The 18,328-nt window shown below is 73.3% G+C and carries 12 protein-coding genes and 3 pseudogenes; 8 read left to right on the forward strand and 7 right to left on the reverse strand.

Going from position 1 to position 18,328, the window contains the following annotated elements:
• Positions 1–457: 457 nt before the first annotated feature.
• From ABD339_RS33830 to ABD339_RS16100, 6 genes and pseudogenes are all read right to left on the reverse strand, one after another.
• Positions 458–1,237, reverse strand: a pseudogene (locus ABD339_RS33830) ((2Fe-2S)-binding protein); the annotation flags it as partial.
• A 2,282-nt stretch (positions 1,238–3,519) separates the two neighbouring features.
• Positions 3,520–4,455 carry an FAD binding domain-containing protein gene (locus tag ABD339_RS16080; RefSeq protein ID WP_425575999.1) on the reverse strand — a complete coding sequence of 312 codons (936 nt, stop codon included), beginning with the start codon at positions 4,453–4,455 and terminating at the stop codon, positions 3,520–3,522.
• A 357-nt stretch (positions 4,456–4,812) separates the two neighbouring features.
• A complete protein-coding gene (locus ABD339_RS16085) occupies positions 4,813–6,516 on the reverse strand; it encodes a beta-N-acetylhexosaminidase (protein WP_344566544.1) in 1,704 nt (567 codons plus the stop codon).
• A gap of 129 nt (positions 6,517–6,645) precedes the next feature.
• A complete protein-coding gene (locus ABD339_RS16090; protein WP_344566546.1) occupies positions 6,646–7,503 on the reverse strand; it encodes a carbohydrate ABC transporter permease in 858 nt (285 codons plus the stop codon).
• An 85-nt stretch (positions 7,504–7,588) separates the two neighbouring features.
• Positions 7,589–8,440 carry a carbohydrate ABC transporter permease gene (locus tag ABD339_RS16095; RefSeq protein WP_344566690.1) on the reverse strand — a complete coding sequence of 284 codons (852 nt, stop codon included), beginning with the start codon at positions 8,438–8,440 and terminating at the stop codon, positions 7,589–7,591.
• Between the two features lie 560 nt (positions 8,441–9,000).
• Complete coding sequence (locus ABD339_RS16100) at positions 9,001–10,254, reverse strand: extracellular solute-binding protein (RefSeq protein WP_344566692.1); 1,254 nt, start codon at positions 10,252–10,254, stop codon at positions 9,001–9,003.
• 325 nt (positions 10,255–10,579) lie between these two features.
• On the opposite strand from ABD339_RS16100, the pseudogene ABD339_RS16105 reads away from it, so the two are divergent.
• Positions 10,580–10,888 (forward strand): annotated as a pseudogene (locus tag ABD339_RS16105) (glycosyltransferase); the annotation flags it as partial.
• Between the two features lie 43 nt (positions 10,889–10,931).
• On the opposite strand, the pseudogene ABD339_RS16110 reads toward ABD339_RS16105, so the two are convergent.
• Positions 10,932–11,312: pseudogene (locus ABD339_RS16110) on the reverse strand (DegT/DnrJ/EryC1/StrS family aminotransferase); the annotation flags it as partial.
• A 209-nt stretch (positions 11,313–11,521) separates the two neighbouring features.
• Between ABD339_RS16110 and ABD339_RS16115 the strand changes: the two are divergent.
• The 7 genes from ABD339_RS16115 to ABD339_RS16145 all read left to right on the forward strand — a co-directional run bounded on the left by ABD339_RS16115 (position 11,522) and on the right by ABD339_RS16145 (position 18,313).
• Positions 11,522–12,004, forward strand: a complete 483-nt coding sequence (locus ABD339_RS16115; protein ID WP_344566548.1) for a hypothetical protein — start codon at positions 11,522–11,524, stop codon at positions 12,002–12,004.
• Positions 12,005–12,206: 202 nt separating this feature from the next.
• Complete coding sequence (locus ABD339_RS16120; RefSeq protein WP_344566550.1) at positions 12,207–12,827, forward strand: cysteine hydrolase family protein; 621 nt, start codon at positions 12,207–12,209, stop codon at positions 12,825–12,827.
• Entirely contained in the window at positions 12,824–13,843 is a 1,020-nt protein-coding gene (locus ABD339_RS16125) for a GlxA family transcriptional regulator (RefSeq protein ID WP_344566552.1), read from the forward strand. The genes ABD339_RS16120 and ABD339_RS16125 overlap by 4 nt, the downstream gene beginning before the upstream one ends.
• 231 nt (positions 13,844–14,074) lie before the next feature.
• Positions 14,075–14,977, forward strand: a complete 903-nt coding sequence (locus ABD339_RS16130; RefSeq protein WP_344566554.1) for a helix-turn-helix domain-containing protein — start codon at positions 14,075–14,077, stop codon at positions 14,975–14,977.
• Positions 14,974–15,702 (forward strand): alpha/beta fold hydrolase, encoded by a 729-nt coding sequence (locus ABD339_RS16135; protein ID WP_344566556.1) that lies wholly within the window; start codon positions 14,974–14,976, stop codon positions 15,700–15,702. Before ABD339_RS16130 ends, ABD339_RS16135 begins: the two co-directional genes overlap by 4 nt.
• Before the next feature lie 40 nt (positions 15,703–15,742).
• On the forward strand, positions 15,743–16,270 hold the full coding sequence (locus tag ABD339_RS16140; RefSeq protein WP_344566558.1) for a hypothetical protein: 528 nt from the start codon (positions 15,743–15,745) through the stop codon (positions 16,268–16,270).
• A gap of 1,194 nt (positions 16,271–17,464) precedes the next feature.
• Complete coding sequence (locus ABD339_RS16145; RefSeq protein WP_344566560.1) at positions 17,465–18,313, forward strand: M55 family metallopeptidase; 849 nt, start codon at positions 17,465–17,467, stop codon at positions 18,311–18,313.
• Positions 18,314–18,328 lie beyond the last annotated feature (15 nt).

Raw genomic sequence — 18,328 nt, forward strand, 5'->3', positions numbered from 1 at the left:
CGCATCACGCGTCCCGGTCCTGGTGACGCGCCTGCTGGGGGATGTGCGCCCCGGCCCCGTAGGTGCCGTTGCCGTACTGGTCCCGCGCGAACTGGTCCCGCGCGAACTGGTCCTGCGCGAACTGGTCTTGGCCGTACTGGTCGTCGGCGTACTGCTCGCTGCCGTACTGGTCCTGGGGGAACTGTCCCTGGGGGAACTGCCCCTCGGTGTACTGCTCTTGGCCGTACTGGGCGTCGCCGTGCGGGGTCTCGCCGTACTCGCCGGGCGGGTACGCGCCCCCCTGCGGGTAGGCGCCGGTCTCGTAGCCGCTCTCGGCGCTGCCGTGGGCGCCATTGCCGTCGCCGCCGCCGTTGCCGTCATGGCCGGGCCCGGGTACGGGGCCGTGGCCGTGGGGGTAACCGCCGCCGCCATAGGTGTCGTTGGCGGATTCGGCGTGCGGGGCCGGGGCCGCGGCAGGGCCCGGCGCCTCGGGGGCCGGGCCGTGGGCGTGCGCCTCGGCCTGGGCCTCGGCCGCTTCGCGTTCGGCCTTGGCCGCTCGCTCGGAGACGACGGTGCGCACGGCGTCGAGCACGCCCCGGTATCCGGAGCAGCGGCACAGGTTGCCGCTGATCGCCTTGCGGGTCTCCAGTTCGCTGGGGGCGTGGTTGCCCTCCAGCAGGTCGTGCACGGTCATGGCCAGGCCGGGCACGCAGAACCCGCACTGCACGGAACCGCTCTCGGCCAGCGCGCACTGGACGTCGGAGGGCACCCCGTTCGCCGCCAGGCCCTCGACGGTGCGTACCTCGCTGCCCGCCGCGGTGGCCGCCGGTACCAGGCAGGCGGCGACCAGGCGGCCGTCCACCTGCACCGAGCACGCGCCGCACTCGCCCTGCGCGCACCCGTCCTTGGCACCCGCCAGCCCGAGCCGCTCGCGCAGCACGTACAGCAGCGACTCACCGATCCACGCGCCGGTGACGGGCCGGTCGGCGCCGTTGACGTGCAGGACGTAGGAGACCAGGGGGTGTTCGTCCCCAGCGCCCCCGGTGTCCACGACGCCCTCGGCGTCCCCGGCGTCCTCGGTGTCCCCGACGGCGCCTGCGTCCGCGTCCTGGTCGCCGTCCGCCGCGTGGGCCTCGGCCCCGCTGGCCTCCGCCCCGCTGGCCTCCGCCTCGGGGGTCTCCTGCTCGTCGGTGTCCGCTCCCCCGGATTCCGGGCGCTCGGACTCCGCCTCCGTGGCGTCCGCCCCGGGGGCCCCGGCGTCTTCGCCCTCTCCGGCCTCGCCCGGCTCTCCGGCCTCTCCCGCCTCTCCGGACTCCGGTGCCGGGGATGCCGATTCCGCGGCTGCCGCCGTGTGGGCTTGCGCCGCCTGGGAGTTGACGTCCGACGCGTCGGCGCCGGTATGGGCACCCGCGTCGGGGTTGGCACCCGCGTCGGTCCCGGTGTCCGTGCCGGTGCGGCTGTCGGCGTCCACCGTCGCGTCCGGGGACGCATCCGCGGTGTCCGTCTCCGGGGCTGCCGTGTCCGCGTCCGGTACGGGTCCGGAGGCGGGCTCCGGATCCGGCGCGGGCGCGGGGACGTGCTCGGCGGCGGGTGACGGCTCCTGCGCGACGGGCGGCGCGCTGCCGGGAGTCGAGGGGGTCGTGGGGATCAGGCCCGGCCTGGGCCCGCCCACGGGGCCGCCCGTGGGCACGCTCACTGGCCCGGTCGCCGTACCCGGCGCCGCCTGCGCCGAACCCGGGCCCTGCTCCGGCCCGGTGTCCGGTTCCGCATCCGACCCCGGTGCCGGTTCCGCATCCGACCCCGGTGCCGCTTCCGGCTGCGCACGCTCGGGCGGCAGCGCGGTGGGCGGCGACGCGGCGCCGGATGCCGGGAGCCCGGCGGCGGGGGTACCGGGGTCGAGCTTGTCGTCCGTGGTCCGCGCGGTGTGCGGGGCGTCCGGGGCAACCGGGGTGTCGTGCCCGTCCGCGGGGCCCTGGGCGTCCGGCTGGGCCGGGGCGGGCGGGGCGGCCGACGGGTCGCGCTGCCCGGGCAACTCGGCCGGCGCCGGCCCGGTTCCGCCGGGGCCGCCGGGAGTTGTGGGTACGCCGGGGCCGCCCGGGGCGGCCGGGGGGTGCGCGGTGGAGTCGAGCGCGCCGAGGGAACCGACGGCGGGGCCGCCTTCCGACGGCGCGAACGGCCAGACCAGGCCCGGCTGTTGCGGCGGCAGCGGGCCGGGGCCCGCGGTGGTGTCGGGGCCGCCTTGGCCTGGCCCCGGGCCCGGGTGGGGCACGGGGGGCTCGCCCCAGTGCGGCGCGGGGGGTGGCGGTGCCGGGTTCCACGGCCCCGGCGATTCGGCGGCGGGCAGGTGTCCGGGGCCGGGCGCGGGTACGGCGGACGAGGGCGGTGTGTATCCCTCGTCAGCGCCGGGTCCTCCGGCGAGCGGCACTCCGGCACCGAGCGTATCCCCCGGGCCGGGCCGCCCGTCCCGCGTCTGTCCGTGGCTCTGCTCCTGGCCGTGGCCATGTTCCTGACCGTGGCCACGGACCCGGCTCTGCCCCTGGCCGGGTTCCGGCCGTTGACTCTTTCCCTGTCCGCTGCCGGTCGCGTCGGCGGCCGGATCGGGCGCGGCCGTTCCGGCGCCTGTTCCGGGGCCCGCGCCGAGCGGGCGGCGCTGGGTGCGGGCCTCGTGCGAACCGGCGAGCGCCGCCGCGGCGCCCTGTCCGAGCACGGCGGCTGCTGAAACACCAGGGCCGGTGCCGGGCCCGGCACCGGGCCCGTGGCCGGATTCCGTTTCGGCGTCCGCTTCCTGGGGGCCGAGGCCGGTCTCCGCGCCGTATCGCGCGCCGTGCTGCGGGTCGTGGCCCGCACCGTGGTCCGGTCCGTGCCCGTACCCCTGGCCGTGCCCGTACCCCGCTCCGTAGCCGTGGCCGAACTCCGCACCGGCACCGGCACCCGGGCCGGTACCGGGCTGGGCCGTCTCCGGTGCGAAGGGCAGCACCCACTGGCCGGTGTCCGAGGGGTCGGTGCTCGCGGCGGGGGTCAAGGGCGCGGTGTGCGCGCCCGCTTCGGCGGGGTCGATGGCCGGTGGGGTGTAGCCGCCCTGGCCGGTGCCCGGCGCGGCGAGCGGGACGCCGCTCTCGGGGAAGCCGCCGGCGGGCAGCTGTACGAATGCGGTCGCGTCCACGTCGTACTCGCCGCCACCCCAACTCCTGGGCACATGCTGCCCGTACGGGACTTGTTCCGCGTAGGGGTCATACCGGGCATAAGGGTCGGTGTTCGTTCCGTACGCCTCCGGGTGGACCTCGCCGCCCGGCGCGTGCGGGTAGCCCTCGCCGCCCTGCGGGTAGCCCTCGCCGCCCTGGTACGCCTCCCCGCCCTGATAGGCGTCGCCGCCCGGGTAGCCGTCACCGCCGGGGTAGCTCTCCCGGTCCCGGTGCGGGTCCGGGTACGGGTAGCCGTTCTCGTCCGTGTGCGCGTTCACGTTCGCCTGCGGGCCCGCGCCTGCGTGCGGGTCCGCGCCCCCGTTCCGGTTCCCGTTCCCGTTGTCGTGTGGTGTGCCGCTCATGAAAGAGCCCTCCCGAGTCCACGGCGGGCCAGTGTCGCCACGGTACGCCGCAAGTGCAGCGCCGCGGGCGGAAGCGCGGATACGGGCCCGGGGGCACCGTCGGGGCCCTCCTCCGGCACCGGATCGGGGATGCACGCCATCGCCACATACTCCCCGAAAGCGGTCAGCGCCTCGGGGGCGAGGCCCCGTTCGCCGTCCCAGTCGATGAGCGAGGCGATCCAGCGCTCGGCCTCCAGCGGACGCAGCGGCATCGGTGCGACGGCGCCGACCGCACAGCGCACCCCGCGCCGCACCGGGTCGAGTACGACGGCGACCGAGGCGAGCGCGCGGCTGGGGCCGGTCCTGCTGGTGGCCTTGAGGAAGGTCTGCGGCGCGTAGAGCAGCGGCACCCGCACGTAGCCGACGACCTCGCTGGGCTGGAGCATGTCCATGCCCGCGAGCAGGTGGCTGACCGGCAGCTCGCGGCGGGCGCCCTCGGGCCCCGCGATCGACAGCGTGGCCTCCAGCGCGGCCAGCACCGGCAGCGCGTCCCCGGTGGGCGAGGCGCTGACGACGTTGCCGCCGAGCGTCCCGGCGTTCCGGATCTGCGGGGGTCCGGCGGCGCGCGCGGCGGCGGCCAGCGCGGGGATCAGCGCGGCGAAGTCGGGGCGGCCCATGCGCGCGTGGGTGAGCCCCGCGCCCAGTACGGCGTGCCCGTCCTGGTAGGACCAGCCGCGGATCTCGCTGATGCGGCCGAGGCCGACGAGCGCGGCGGGGCGGAGCTGGCCGGAGTTGACGTCGGCCATCAGGTCGGTGCCGCCCGCGACGGGCACGGCGGCGGGCACCGAGGAGAGCGCCGAGACGGCCTCGTCCAAAGTGGTCGGCAGCATGACAGACGGCACAGCCTCCGCGGCCTGGCCGCCGTGTGGTGCGTGCCGTACGTGCGTGCTCAACCTAGCTGCCCCTTCCCCGACATCCCCGGGCTCCCGGCTGCACTGCCGTACGGTACGTGCTCACAGCCCGGACGAGGCAACTCTGGCACATCTCGGCCGGTGCACGACACGAGGGCGGCTCCCCGCCGCATGCGCCCGGGGTCTCGCGGAGACTCCCGGCCCGCCCGGCCGCGGACTTCCGGCCCGCCCCGCCACGGACTTCCTGGCCCGGCCGACCGCGGACTTCCGGCCCGCCCCGCCATGGGGGCGCCGCCCCGCGCACGGGTCCGGGACGGCGGCCCGGCGATCTTCCCTCGACCAGGGGCAGGCACCGCGCATTCCAGAGGGCCGCAGTCCAAGGGCCCGGTCCAAAGGGCCTCAGCCCAGGGGACGGCCCGGGATGCCGGGGCGGCGGTCGTAGGCGCGGGGGCCGGTCGGCGGGCGGTAATTGACGCCGAGGGCGTCGAGGCGGGCGTAGTGGGCCTCCGTCATCCGCCGCTCGAAGTCCGCGTACGCCCGCTCCACCTGCCGCCCCTCCTGCCGCTCCCCCGCCCGTCCCGACGTCCGCCGCTCACCCGGTTCCTCCGGTTCCGCACCCGGTTCCCCGGGCCGCGCCGACCAGGCCACCTCGGCCAGCGCGGCGAGCCGGGGGAAGAGCTGGTAGTCCACGCGCTGCGCGCTCTCCGTGCACTCCGTCCACATGTTGGCCTGGACGCCGAGCACATGCCGGGCGTGCTCCGTGCCCGCGAGTTCCGGCGGCACCGGCTCGAAGCCGTGTACGTCGCGCAGCGTCGCGACGTACCCCAGCGGCACCGGTTCGCTCTCGCCGGGCGCCTGGCGGCGGTCGAGGTACACGTGGTGCTCGGGGCACATCACCACATCGTGGCCGGACTTGGCGGCCGTGACACCGCCCTCGTAGCCCCGCCAGGAGGAGACGACGGCGCCGGGCGTCAGCCCGTCGGCCAGGGTGCCGCCCTCCAGGATCTCGTCCCAGCCTGCCAGGCGGCGCCCCCGCGCGGCGAGCCAGCGGTCGAAGTGGCGCACCATCCACGCCTGCAGAGCGTCCTCGTCGGCGAGCCCTTCGCACACCCGGCGGGCCTGCGCGACGGCGGAGGCCCGCCACTGTTCCTTCGGGGTCTCGTCGCCGCCGATGTGGATGAAGGGGGAGGGGAAGATGTCGAGGATCTCTTCCAGGACGTGTTCGTAGAAGCGCAGGGTGTCGTCCGTGGGGGCCAGCAGATGGGGGCTCACGCCCCAGTCGGTCCACACACCGAGCCGGGCGGTGTCCACGGCGTCGGTGTTGCCGAGTTCGGGGTAGGCGGCGATGGCGGCCTGCGAGTGGCCGGGCAGTTCGATCTCGGGGACGACGGTGATGTGCCGCTCGGCGGCGTAGGCGACGATCTCGCGCAGGTCCTCCTGGGTGTAGTGGCCGCCGTGCGGGCGCTCGTCCCACAGCGGCGAGGCGCGGTGCCCCACCCGCGTGCGGGGCCGCCAGCCACCGACCTCGGTCAGCGCGGGGTAGCGGTGGATCTGGACGCGCCAGCCCTGGTCGTCGGTCAGGTGGAAGTGGAGGACGTTCAGCTTGTGCGCGGCGAGCAGGTCCAGGATGCGCAGCACCCCGTCCTTGGGCGTGAAGTGCCGCGCCACATCGAGCATGAGGCCCCGCCAGGCGAAGCGGGGCGCGTCCTGGACGCGGGCCGGGGGCAGTTCCCACGCGGCCGTGGACGCCGCACGGCGCAGCGCGGCCGGCGGGAGCGCCTGGCGCAGGGTCTGGGCGCCCCAGAAGACCCCGGCCGCGTCGCCGCCCTCGATCAGGGCGCGCTCGGCTGTGACGTCCAGCCGGTAGGCGCCGTCGGGCAGTCCGGAGCCGAGGCGCAGCTCGACGGTGGTGCGGGGCTGCCGCTCCTGCAACGGCTCCTCCGACGCCTCGTGGAAGGGGAGGGCGGCCTGCGCGCGCAGCCAGCGCGCGACCGCGCGCGTGCCGGGGCGGGCGAGGAGCGCGGTGCCGCTGTCCCACACGAACGGGGCGCCCGCGCGCTCTTGGACGTCGGACGGGCGCGGCACGAGACCGGTCCAGCTCATCACGTGCTCCTCTCCGGAGCGGGAGTTCGGGGCGGTCAGCCCTTGGGCAGTGGTCGGTCCTCGGGGGCGGTCAGCCCTTGGGGGCAGTCCTTGGGGGCGGCCCTTGGGGGGTCCTCGGCCCTCGGGCGGTCAGTTTTTGACGGCGCCGCCGAGTCCGGAGACCAGCCGCCGGTGGACGCAGACGAAGAAGACGAGCACCGGCAGCGTCATGACCGTGGAGGCGGCCATCACCCCGCCCCAGTCGGGGGTTTCGGTGTCGAAGAAGACCAGCAGCGCCATCGGCAAGGTGGAGTTCTCCGTCGCGCTGATGATGAACGATTTGGCGAACAGGAAGTCGTTCCAGGTGGATATGAAGGAGAAGACACTGGTGGCGACGAGCCCGGGGAGAACGAGCGGAAAGAGGATCTGCCACAGGAAGCGGGCACGGCTCGCCCCGTCGATGAACGCCTGCTCCTCCAGCGCCTCGGGCACGGCCTTCACGAATCCGCGCAGCATCCAGATCGCGAACGGCAGCGAGAACGCCAGGTGCGGCAGGATCAGCGAGCCCAGGGTGTTGAGCGCGCCGAAATCCCGCATGAGGAAGAACATCGGGATGGTCAGCGCCTCCACCGGCACCATCTGCGCGGCGAGAAAGAGGATGAGCAGTGTGGTGCGCAGCCGGAAGCGGAAGCGGGTGACGGCGGTCGCCGCGAGAAAGGCGATGAGCGCGGAGGCGATGACGACACTTCCGGCGACGAGCACGCTGTTGAGGAAATAGCGCCCGAATTCCTGCTGCCCGAACACCCGCCGGAACGCGTCCAGCGACGGCGCGAGTGTCCACGGCACGGGCCGGTCGGAGCGGATCTCACCTGCGGGCTTGAACGCGGAGAGCACCATCCAGTACAGCGGGAAGGCGACCACGGCGGCGATCAGCACGGTCCCGCACTCGGCGGCCAGCCGCCAGGGCCTGCGGGGCCGGCGCCGGGCGCCGGGGACGGCCGCGCTCACCGTTGCGCACCGCTCGTGCTCACCGCTGGGCGCCGTTCCGCGCCGCTCGCGCCCACTCTTCGGCGCCGCCCGGCACCGTTCGGGATCATAGTTCCTCCCCTTTCCCGCGCAGCAGTTTCAGATACAGCAGCGTGACCCCCAGCAGAATCACCAGCATGACGACTCCGATCGCCGAGCCGAGGCTGTACTGCGAGGACGCGAACGCCTTTTGATAGGCGTAGACGTTCAGCACGAGATTCTGCTTGGCGATGCCGCCGCCGCCCGTCATCACATAAATCTGGGTGAAGACCTTGAAATCCCAGATGATGGACTGAATGGTCACCACGATCAGAATGGGCCGCAGCATCGGCGCCAGTACGCTGCGCCACGTCCGCCACACGCTCGCGCCGTCCAGCGCCGCGGCCTCCAGCACTTCGCCGGGAACGGCCCGGATTCCCGCGTAGGTCGTCACCATCACCAGCGGGAAGGAGCACCACACCACCTCGAAGAAGACGAGCGCGAAAGCGCTGTAGCGGCCATAGGTCCAGGCGAAGTCCCCCAGCCCCAGCACCCGGTTGACGGGTCCGAAGTCGGGGTCGAAGAGGAAGACCCACACCGTCGAGCCGGTGATCGCGGGCGTGGCCCAGGCGCCGAGCGCCGCGAGCATCAGCGTCAGGCGCGGCACCGCCCGCACGCGGGTGAGCAGCACGGCCAGCGAGCAGCCCACCAGCATCGTGCCCAGCACGCACGCGGCGGCGAAGACCACCGTGGCCAGCAGGACGCTCCAGAACTCGGGGTCGCCGAACAGTTCGGCGTAGTTGGCCAGGCCCTGGAAGGAGGTGGGCTCACCGCCGGTGACCTGGGCCTGGGTGTATTCCAGGAGGGAGATCAGCCCGAGCTGGTAGACGGGGTAGACCAGCAGCCCCGCCAGCACGACCAGCGCGGGCGCCAGATACAGCCAGGGCGTCCACCGGCCGCGCCGCCCCCGCCCCGGGCGGCGGCCGGATGCCGGGAAGGCAGCCGGGCGGGATGAAACGGCGGCCGAAGCGGAAGCGGAAGCGCCGGACGCGGAAGCGGACCCGCCGGAGGCAGGAGCGGAAGCGGACCCGCCCGAGGCGGAAGCGGAAGCGGACCCGCCCGAGGCGGAAGCAGACGCGGACCCGCCCGAGGCGGAAGCAGACGCGCCGACCGCGGAACCGGACCCGCCGGAGACGGAAGCGGAAGCGCCGACCGCGGAACCGGACCCGCCGGAGACGGACGCATCGGAGGCGGACGCATCGGAGAGGGACGCATCGGAGAGGGACCCGCCGGACACGGACCCGCCCGGCGCGGAAGCGCCGGAGACGGACGCATCGGACGCGGACGCGCCGGACACGAACGCATCGGACGCAGAAGCGCCGGAGGCAGAAGCATCGGACACGGACCCGCCGGACACGGACCCGCCCGGCGCGGAAGCGCCGGGCGCGGGGGCGGATGCGCCGGGCGGCTGGGGGTCGTCGGGCGCCGTGGTCGGGCCGCTCACTTCCTGAACGCCTCGTCCATCTGCTGGGCGGCCTCGGCGGCGGCCCCTGCCACGTCCTGCTTGCCGCTCACGATCCGCTGGAACATTCCCGGCAGCACCAGCGAGGCATCGATCTGGCCCCAGGCGGGGCTGGCGGGTACGAACTCCGTTCCCGCGTCGAGGGTTTCCACGAACGGCTTGACGAAAGGATCCTTCTTGGCGGCCCTCGCCCGCACGTCGCTGAAGGTGGGCAGGAAGCCCATCGCGCCGAACAGTTCCTCTTGTGCGCGCTTGCCCGCCAGTTCCTTCATGAGGGCGACGGCGAGCGTGCGGTGCGAGGTGCTTTTGAGCACGCCGATGTTGTTGCCGCCCGCGAAGGCCGGGGCGATGTCGCCCTTCTTGACGCCGGGCAGCGGAACGACGCCGTAGTCGCCCTTGACCTGGCTGTTCTCCATGGCCTGGCGGTTGAAGTCGCCGCCGATGGCCATGCCCGCCTTGCCGCCCGCGAACGCCTCGACGGTCTCGTTGCCGCCCATCTTGGCGCACTTGGCCGCCGGGCAGTTGTCGTCGCCGAACAGTCCGGTGTAGGCCGCGATGCCCTTGCGGGCCGCGGGGCTGTCGAGGGCGGCGGTGAACTTCCCGCCCTTCTCCTCGGCCAGTTCGCCGCCGTGGGCCCAGATGAACGGCATGGCCCCGTAGGTGTAGGCGCCGCCGACGGCGAGGCCGTACATGTCCCTGTGCTCGGTGCGGATCTTCTGGGCGGTCGCGGACAGTTCGCCCAGCGTCGTGGGCGGCTTGAGGTTCATCTCCTTGAAGATGTCGGTGCGGTAATAGAGCGCGCGGGCGCCGACGAAGAGGGGCGCGCCGTACTGCTTGCCCCCTACGGTGACCGACCGCTCGGCCGTGGCGTCGATGTCCTTGGCCGCGCCCCACTCGCCGAACTCGGCACTGATGTCGGCCAGTCCGCCGTCGGCGACGTACCCGGCGGTGTCGGTGTTGCCGTACTCGATGACGTCGGGGGCCGAGTCCGGGTCGTTGAAGGCGCCCTTGATCTTCTCGGCCCGGCTGTCGATGGGGATGTACTGGACATCGACCCGGACGCCGCTGTGCCGCTTCTCGAAGTGGTCGATCACGCCTTGGACGACCTTCTCCTTGGGCTGGTTGCCGACCTCCCGGAAGAGCCAGACGCGCAGCTTGCCGCTCTTCTCGTCCTTCTTCCCGCTGTCGCCGGAGGTGCCCGGGGCGCATCCGGCCGCCACCGCCGATGCCATGCCGAGCGCCGCCACCGCGCCGACGGCCCGTACCGCGAACGAGCCCTTCGCCAGGCCCCCCACCGGGAACTTCACCCGGAGCTGCACCCGGGTCTTCCGTACCGATCTCTTCACGACGAGCCCCCCAAGCCTCTGCGGTGCGTTGCAGAACGTGCAACGCCGGTTTCGCATTGCACAACTTGCGCAGGAGGCTACGAGCACGCCCCGCGTACGGCAATAGGTCTCGACCAATCCGTTGCGGTCGCCGGCCGAACGGGAGGCGGCTCACCGCGCGGTCCGCGGGAGTGGCACTCCCCGAGCGCGTAGCCACCATGTGCGAGTGCCGCCCGTCCGGAGGGTCTCCCCGGCGAACGCCAAGGACATGGCACGCCTGCCGCTCGGTGTCGCGCAGGCGCGGAAGGCGGCGAGCGGCTTCCGGCCGGATGTCGTCCTCGCGACCGGCGGGTACGTCGCCGTACCGGCCGGTCTTGCTGCGCGGCGGTGCCGGATCCCGTTGGTGCTGCATGAGCAGACCGTCCGGCTCGGGCTCGCGAACCGGAAGCTCGCCGGGCCCGCGACGCGGATCGCGGTGTCCTCGGAGTCGTCGCTGCCGCTCCTCCCGGAGGCGGTGCGGTCCGCGGCGGTTGCGGGTGGTGGGGCGAGTGCACGCCGACACCGATCCCGCGCTCACGGAGTTCGCCGAATACCCGGTCGCGGCGGCCGTCGAGGATGCGAACGGCGCACAGGGAGGGCACGGTGCGCGGCACGTCGGCCTCCACCAGGGCGATGCCCGCGGCCTCGCCGAGGGCGGTGGCGTACGCGCGCCACGGCTCGCGGCGCCGGGTCTCCGCCTCCGCGAAGTGCTGGAGCCGCACGAGGCCGATCGCGGCGTCGGCCCGACGGACCGACGCATCCACGCCGGTCGGTCCCGGCCCCCCGTGGGCGGCGGACGTAAGCGGGTCGGTCGTGCCGTCGGACCGACGAGCCTGATCTCGGTGCAGGGCGAAGGCGTCGGCCCAGCACCATCGTGTGCATGCCGAAAGAGTGGGCCGGGACGCGGAGTTGAACTGTTTCGGCACTTCGTCCGTTGTGGGTTCTCAGTGGTGGCCGGGGGGAGCGGCCGGGGGTGGGCGGGGAGAGGCTGGTCCGGCATCAGGTGCGATTCCGATGCGCACCGGTATTGCCGCACCGCTGTCGCACCCACTCGTCCGTTCCACTTGTTCCTTGCCGCGCGCACTCCCCGCCGGTTGCCGGCCTGAACTGCACCTTTTCAAGCAAAGGATGGAAAATGGCACCGAACTCCGATCAGCAGAACTCCAGTTCGCAGCCTCCCCAAGGCTCCGCCGCCGCGGATCAGCAGCCGGACACCTATAACTTCGCCGATTCTGTGCGTAGTTCGGGGGTGCTGCAGCCTCAGCGCCCTAGCGTCGATGCGTCGGCTCCGTCTCAGGCTGACCAGAGGGCCATGCGGCAGGGCGTGGGTGTACCGGATGGCACCGGACCCGGCTACCACCTGGCCGATCTCATACGCACCATGCTGCCCAGCGCGCAGCCCGACGGGAACGAAAACGCGGCATCCCGCACTTCCGGTACCGGATCCGGCTATCGCTTCGCCGACTTGGTACGGGAAAATTTGCCCCGTATCCAGAACGAAGCGACCCAGAACGAAACGACTTCGCGCGCGGCTTCCCGTACGGAGCCCGGTCGGGCCACCGCCGGCAAGAAGTACGAGGCGCCGGGCCACCAGGCCAAGAAGGCGCGCCGGCCCTGACGGGCGCGTCCGGGAGACGGCGGACCCGCTGGACTTCGTCCGGGCAGCGCCACGCGTGGCCGGCGGGAGGACGCCGAGGGAAGCGGGCTGGTCCACGACCACCGGCACAGGGCCGGACTTCGCGCCCGGTGACCGGATCGGTCCGGAACCGGCCCGCTTCGTGCCTGACGCCGGGCGTGTGCGCCCGCACAGACTGGGGCGCATGAGACGAGCGCTGCTAGTGATCGATGTCCAGGAGTCCTTCCGTGCCCGCCCCGCCTCCTGGGAGGCGATGTCCGACCAGCGGATCCACGAGCCGGTGAACCGTCTCGTACGGCTCGCCCGTGCCCGGGGGGACCTGGTGGTCTGGGTGCTGCACACCGAGCCCGGCACCGGGAACGCGTTCGACCCGGAGCGCGGTCACGTCCGCCCGCTCGCCGGGGTCGAGGCGCCGCTGGAGGCCGAGCCGGTGCTGCGCAAGACGGCGCACAACGCGTTCACCACCACCGGCCTCCAGCAGCTGCTGGTGCGGGAGGGGGCGGGCGAACTGGTGGTCTGCGGCATCCGCACCGAGCAGTGCGTGGAGACCACGACGCGCGTCGGCAGCGACCTCGGCTACGAGGTCGTCTTCGTCCCCGACGCCACCACGACCGACGGCGCGGGCGGGCTCCCGCCCGAGGTGATCATCGAGCGCACGGTGGCGGTGCTGCGGGACCGCTTCGCGCGGATCGCGACGGTGGCCGAACTGGAGGCGGAGCGGGGGACGGGCAGCGCGGAGGCCCGGGTCGCCGCAGGGGCCGCCGATCCCGTCGGCGCGGCAGAAGCGGTAGCTTCGCAGATGTGAACCATGTCGTCTTCGTCCTGCTGCCCGGGGTCCATCTGCTCGACCTGGCGGGCCCCGCCCAGGTCTTCGACACAGCGGCGAGTCTCGGGCAGCCCTACCGGCTCAGCTACTTCGCGGAGCAGGAACAGGTCCCCAGTGCCCAGGGCCTTCCGCTGATGGCGGGCACGGACTGGCCCGGCACCGGCACCGGCCCCGCGGCGGGACCCGGCACCGCGGCGGGACCCGGCACCGCGGCGGGGCCCGGCACCGCCGGAGCCGGTGCGGGGCGGGGCCCCGCTGCCGGGCTCGGCCCGGACGATCTGATCGTGGTGCCCGGCTTGCGGATCCCGCCCGTACACGGCACCGGCCCGGAACTCGGCGAGAAGACCCTCGCCCGGCTGCGCGCCCACCACGCGGCGGGCGGCACCGTCGCCGGGGTCTGCTCCGGCGCGGCGGCGCTGGGCCGGGCCGGGCTGCTGGACGGGCGCCGCTGCACCACACACCACCAGCTCCAGGACGAGCCGGCCGCCCGCCACCCCAGCGCGACCGTCGTCCGCGACGTCCTGTTCACGACGGACGATCGCGTGGTCACCTCGGCGGGCATCGCCAGCGGCCTCGACCTGGCGCTGCACCTGCTGGCCGTACGGCACGGCCCGGCACTGGCCGCCGAGGTGGCGCGCGACATGGTCGTCTACGCCCGCCGCAGCGGCCACGACCCCCAGGCCAGCGCGATGTTGCGGCACCGCTCGCACCTGGACGACACCGTCCACCGGGTCCAGGACCTCATCGACGCGCGCTACGCCGAGCCGCTGCCGCTGGCCTGTCTCGCCTCCCACGCCGGGGTCAGCGAGCGCACCCTCACCCGGATCTTCGCCCGCGCCACCGGCGGCCTGACCCCGCTGCGCTATCAGCAGACGCTGCGCCTCGAACGCGCCGAGCACCTCATCGGCCACGGCGCCACGGCCGAGACGGCGGCTCGCGAAGTCGGCTTCGAGGACCCGCGCATGCTGCGGCGGCTGCGCGGCCGGTCGCGCTGAGTCGCACCTACGCGCACCGTCGCGGGTTGTGGTGCGACGCCGGGCGCGGAGGGTGGTGCGACGCCGGGCGCGGAGGGTGGTGCGACGCCGGGCGCGGAGGGTGGTGCGACGCCGGGCGCGGGCTGTGTGTGGCTGGGGCGCGCGGTCCCCCGCGCCCCTGTCGGGCGCCCGCCGCTGCCTACCCACAGCTGGGTCAGGCCGGCTGTCACGAAGCCGCCCATACTCGAAGCCATGGACGGAAAAGCACAGCTCGGGAGCTTTCTGCGGGCGCGGCGCTCCCAGTTGCGCCCGGAGGATGCCGGGGTGCCCACCTACGGGGAGCGCCGCCGGGTGCCGGGGCTTCGACGTGAGGAGCTGGCGATGCTGGCGGGGGTGAGCACCTCGTACTACACGCGGCTCGAACAGGGTCAGTCGCTGAGCGCGTCGCCCGCGGTGCTGGACGCGATCGCCGGGGCGCTGCGGCTGGACGAGCCGGGGCGGCGGCACCTGTACGACCTGGGCCAGGTGGACAGGCAGCGCACCCGGGCCCGGCGTCCGGCGCCGGAGCGGGTGACGGAGGCGATGCGCCAGTTGCTGGACGGGCTGGGCGACCTGCCCGCGCTCGTGCTCGGGCGGCGCAGTGACGCGCTGGCGTGGAACCGCCCGGGCCACGCGTTGTTCGCCGGGCACCTGGACCCCGCTGCCCCTGACCTGCCGGGGCAGTGTCCCAACATGGCGAGGCTGCTGTTCCTCGACTCCCATACCCGCGACCTGTACGCGGACTGGCCGGGCCGGGCCAGGGCTGTGGTCGCGAACCTGCGCGTGGTGGCGGCCCAGCATCCGGAGGACGTGGCGCTGCACGCGCTCTTGGGTGAACTGTCCGCCAAGAGTGCCGAGTTCGCCTCGATGTGGGCCGAACACCGCGTCAAGCCCTGCACGGTCGCCCCCTGTGAGATGCGCCATCCGCTGGTCGGGCCCCTGACCGTCACCCTTCAGACCTTGAGCAGCGGGCCGGGGCCGAACCTGGTGGTCGCCACCACGGAAGCGGGCTCGCCCTCGCATGCCGCGCTCGCACTGCTCGCCCAGGCCACCAGCGAGACCACGCCGCACGACGGCCTCACCCGTCACCAGAGCAGAGCAGGAGAAAGATCATGACCACCTATGTACTGATACACGGCGCCGGGCACGGCGGCTGGTGCTATCAGAGGGTCGCCCGGCGGTTGGCGGCCGAGGGCCACACCGTGTACTCCCCGACCCTCACGGGGCTGGGCGACCGGTCGCATCTCGTGAGCCCCGATATCGATCTGGACACGCACATCACCGAAGTGGCCAACCTCCTTTTCCACGAGGACCTGACAGACGTGGTGCTCGTCGGCCACAGCTACGGCGGCACGGTGGTGCGGGGGGCCGCCGACCGCGCCATCGGCCGGGTCGGAAAGCTCGTGTTCCTCGACGCCCCCGACGGCCGGTCGCAGATCGAGGCATTCCCGGTACTCCTCAAGGAGCGGGAAAAAGGCCGGATCATCGACGGCGTCGAACTCGTACTCTTTCCCAGCGAGGAACTGGTGAGGTTTTTCGGGATCACGGACCCCGAGGACATCGAATGGGCGCTGCCCCGCCTCACCCCGCACCCCTGGAAAACTCTTGAGCAGCCGCTGGAGTTGCACAACGAGCCCGCGCTGAAGGCGATTCCGCAGTACCGGATCGTCTCCAGCGCGAGCCTGGGCCTTGGCGTCCATGACGGGGAACTGCTGGCCGCATCGCGCGCCGAGGGCCGGTTCTGGGAGATCGACAGCGGGCACGATCTCATGATCAGCGAGCCCGACGCTGTCACCGGCCTGCTGACGGAGATCGCCGCCGCAGCGGTCGAGGTACGCTGACGAGCTGGGCGAACACATGAGCGGCGGGGGTTCGTGGCGCATGGCGGAATATCTGGGGCCGCTGGAACTGGTCGGAGACCGGTGGATCATCGGGGACCCGAAGCGGGAGGGCGGCTCCTGCCTGGTCCTCACCCCGGAGGGCATGGAACACCACCGGCCCGGAGCGCCCGAGCCCCTCGCCTTCTTCCCCTGGTCCATATTCGTGGAGCTGAGCATCCGGGCCACCTACAAGGCGTGGCACGCCTCGCGCACGATGGGCGTGCTCAACGGGGTCGGCGGCGGCTACATGGAGGCCGGCCGCGACGGCTGTTCCGTGGGCGGGATCCGCCGCCACCCGTACGAGCCCTGGTCGGTGAACTACGCCCACCACGCACGCGCTTACTCGGGCAACCACGTCCACGCGGTGCGCGTTCTCTTCCGGACCCTGTCCGAAGCGAGGGCACTGCACCGCCTGGGCGACGCGGAGTGGCTGGGGGCGGCCGTCGTCCGACTGGCGTCCCTGTCCGGCGGGTGGGCGCTCTCGATGACTCGCCGGGTGCGAGAGACGATCGGGGACCTCGGCGTCTGAGGCGCCCTGGGGGCTGGCACCCCGCGGCCCAGCCCCCAGGGTGTGGCCCCAGATGGGCCCCGGACGAGACCCCCGGACGTGCCCCAGTCGTGACCCCGGACGTGACCCCCGGACGCGACCCCGGATGTGGCCCCCGAGTGTCCGGGCGCTCCGGACAGGAAGGGGTCAAAGCGGTCGTGTCGGGCATTCGTCGGCGCCCGGCGTACGCGAGCGGCCATCGGGTGCGCCCTCCCCGTACCGCGCCCACCCCAGCAACAAGCTGATAGCCGCGACGGCGTCCGCGCATGTGGTGACGGTCTCGGGTACGGCTACCGATACGACCACCACCACGATGATCACCGCGCCAAGCCGCGACCTGACACCGGGGTTTGACACACACCATGGTGTGAACGACACACTCATCCTGAGCCTCCCGGAGGTTCGGTACCCGCCCTGCCGCGCACGCCTGGAAACCTGTCCGGCCGGGGCGGGTTTTCTCTGCCTTGGCCAGCCATTGTGGCCCCGGACCGGCGATTCGCGAATTCGATCCGCACTTTCCTGACACGGACTTCCCCTCCGGTCCCGGGAGCGGGGAGCAGGGGGGGCATCGAGGGCATCGGAACCCCGCCGCGAGGGCGCCCCGGAGCTGCGCGAGGACGCCCACAGCCACGTGAGGGAAGCCCCTTCGGGACTGTCCTCCCTGGTCAACTCGCCGTCGGCGGAAGCTCCTCCCCGTGTACGGGCCCGCCCCGGCGGACCGCGGCTCTTGACCGGGATCGGCCGCTGACCCTCTTCCCCCCTTACACCGAGGAGGCCGCAGCTCTATCGATTCCGGCCACCCGTTCTGGAGCACGTTGTGGGAGATCGCTGTGCCCTTCGGGAGACGGCCTGCGAGGCCAGCCGTACGAGATATCCCGTGAGGGGATCCGGGGAAACCGGGAACACGTCGCGGAAATCCGGCCTGAATCGTCCACCCCGCCCCGGCCCCGCCGCACCGGGGCGGGCCCCCAGCCGGACAGGGTGATCGACTCGGCCCTCCGGGCCGGGTGAGAGGGTGTCCGGAAGCGTGCGCGTCCGGTCGGGCGTGTACGCCGCGGGTAGCCATGGCAAGCAGTCATGGGCAGGTGGCCATGGGCAGCCATGGGCAGCCAATGAGTGGGTCACGAGTAGTCATGAGTGGCCATGAGTGGCCATGAGCAGTACGGAGGACATCGCGTGCGGGTTTACATCACTGCGGACATGGAGGGCGTCACCGGTCTCGTCGGCGCGGAGGACGTGCAGATGGGCGGCCGGGACTACGAGCGCGGCCGGGTGATGATGACCGAGGACGTCAACGCCGCCGTGCGGGGCGCGTTCGCGGGCGGTGCGAGCGAGGTTCTCGTCAACGACACACACAGCTCGATGCGCAATCTCCTCGTCGAACACCTGCACCCCGGCGTGGAGTTGGTGCGCGGCAAGCCCAAGCCGATGGGGATGCTCCAGGACCTCGACGCCGGATTCGACGCCGTCGTGTGCGTGGGCTACCACTCGCGCGCCGGCGCGCTCGGCGTCCTCAGCCACAGCTACATGGGCCACGAGATCGAGGACATGTGGCTGGATGGCCGCCCCATGGGCGAGATCGGCTTCGCCTACGCGACAGCCACCGCACTCGGCGTCCCCGTGGTCGCCCTGACCGGCGACGACGTGGCCTGCGCCGAGGCCCGCGAGTGGGGCCACGAACTGCGCACCGCCCCCGTCAAGTACGCCCGGGACCGCTTCGCCGCGCGCCTGCGCCCGGCGGAGGAGGCCCGCGCCGCGATCGAGGAGGCGACGGCAGGCGGCGTACGGGACGCGGCCTCCGGCTCCCGCCCGGCGCCGGACACCGCCCCCCACACGCTCGCCGTGCGCTGGCAGTCCGCTTCCGTCGCCTCCCAGTTGGCCGGCATCCCCGGCGTCACGATCTCGCCGGACACCGAGGACGACCGCACGGTGCGCGCCACGGGCGATCTCCCCGGCCTCTTCCGCCTCTTCGGGGTCTTCGTCAACGTCGCCTACGCGCTGACGGGCCAGGCCCCGTACTGCTGAGCCGCGTCCGGCCCC

Origin of the sequence: Streptomyces axinellae (genome assembly GCF_039532135.1) — a bacterium.
GTDB classification, from domain to species: domain Bacteria; phylum Actinomycetota; class Actinomycetes; order Streptomycetales; family Streptomycetaceae; genus Streptomyces; species Streptomyces axinellae.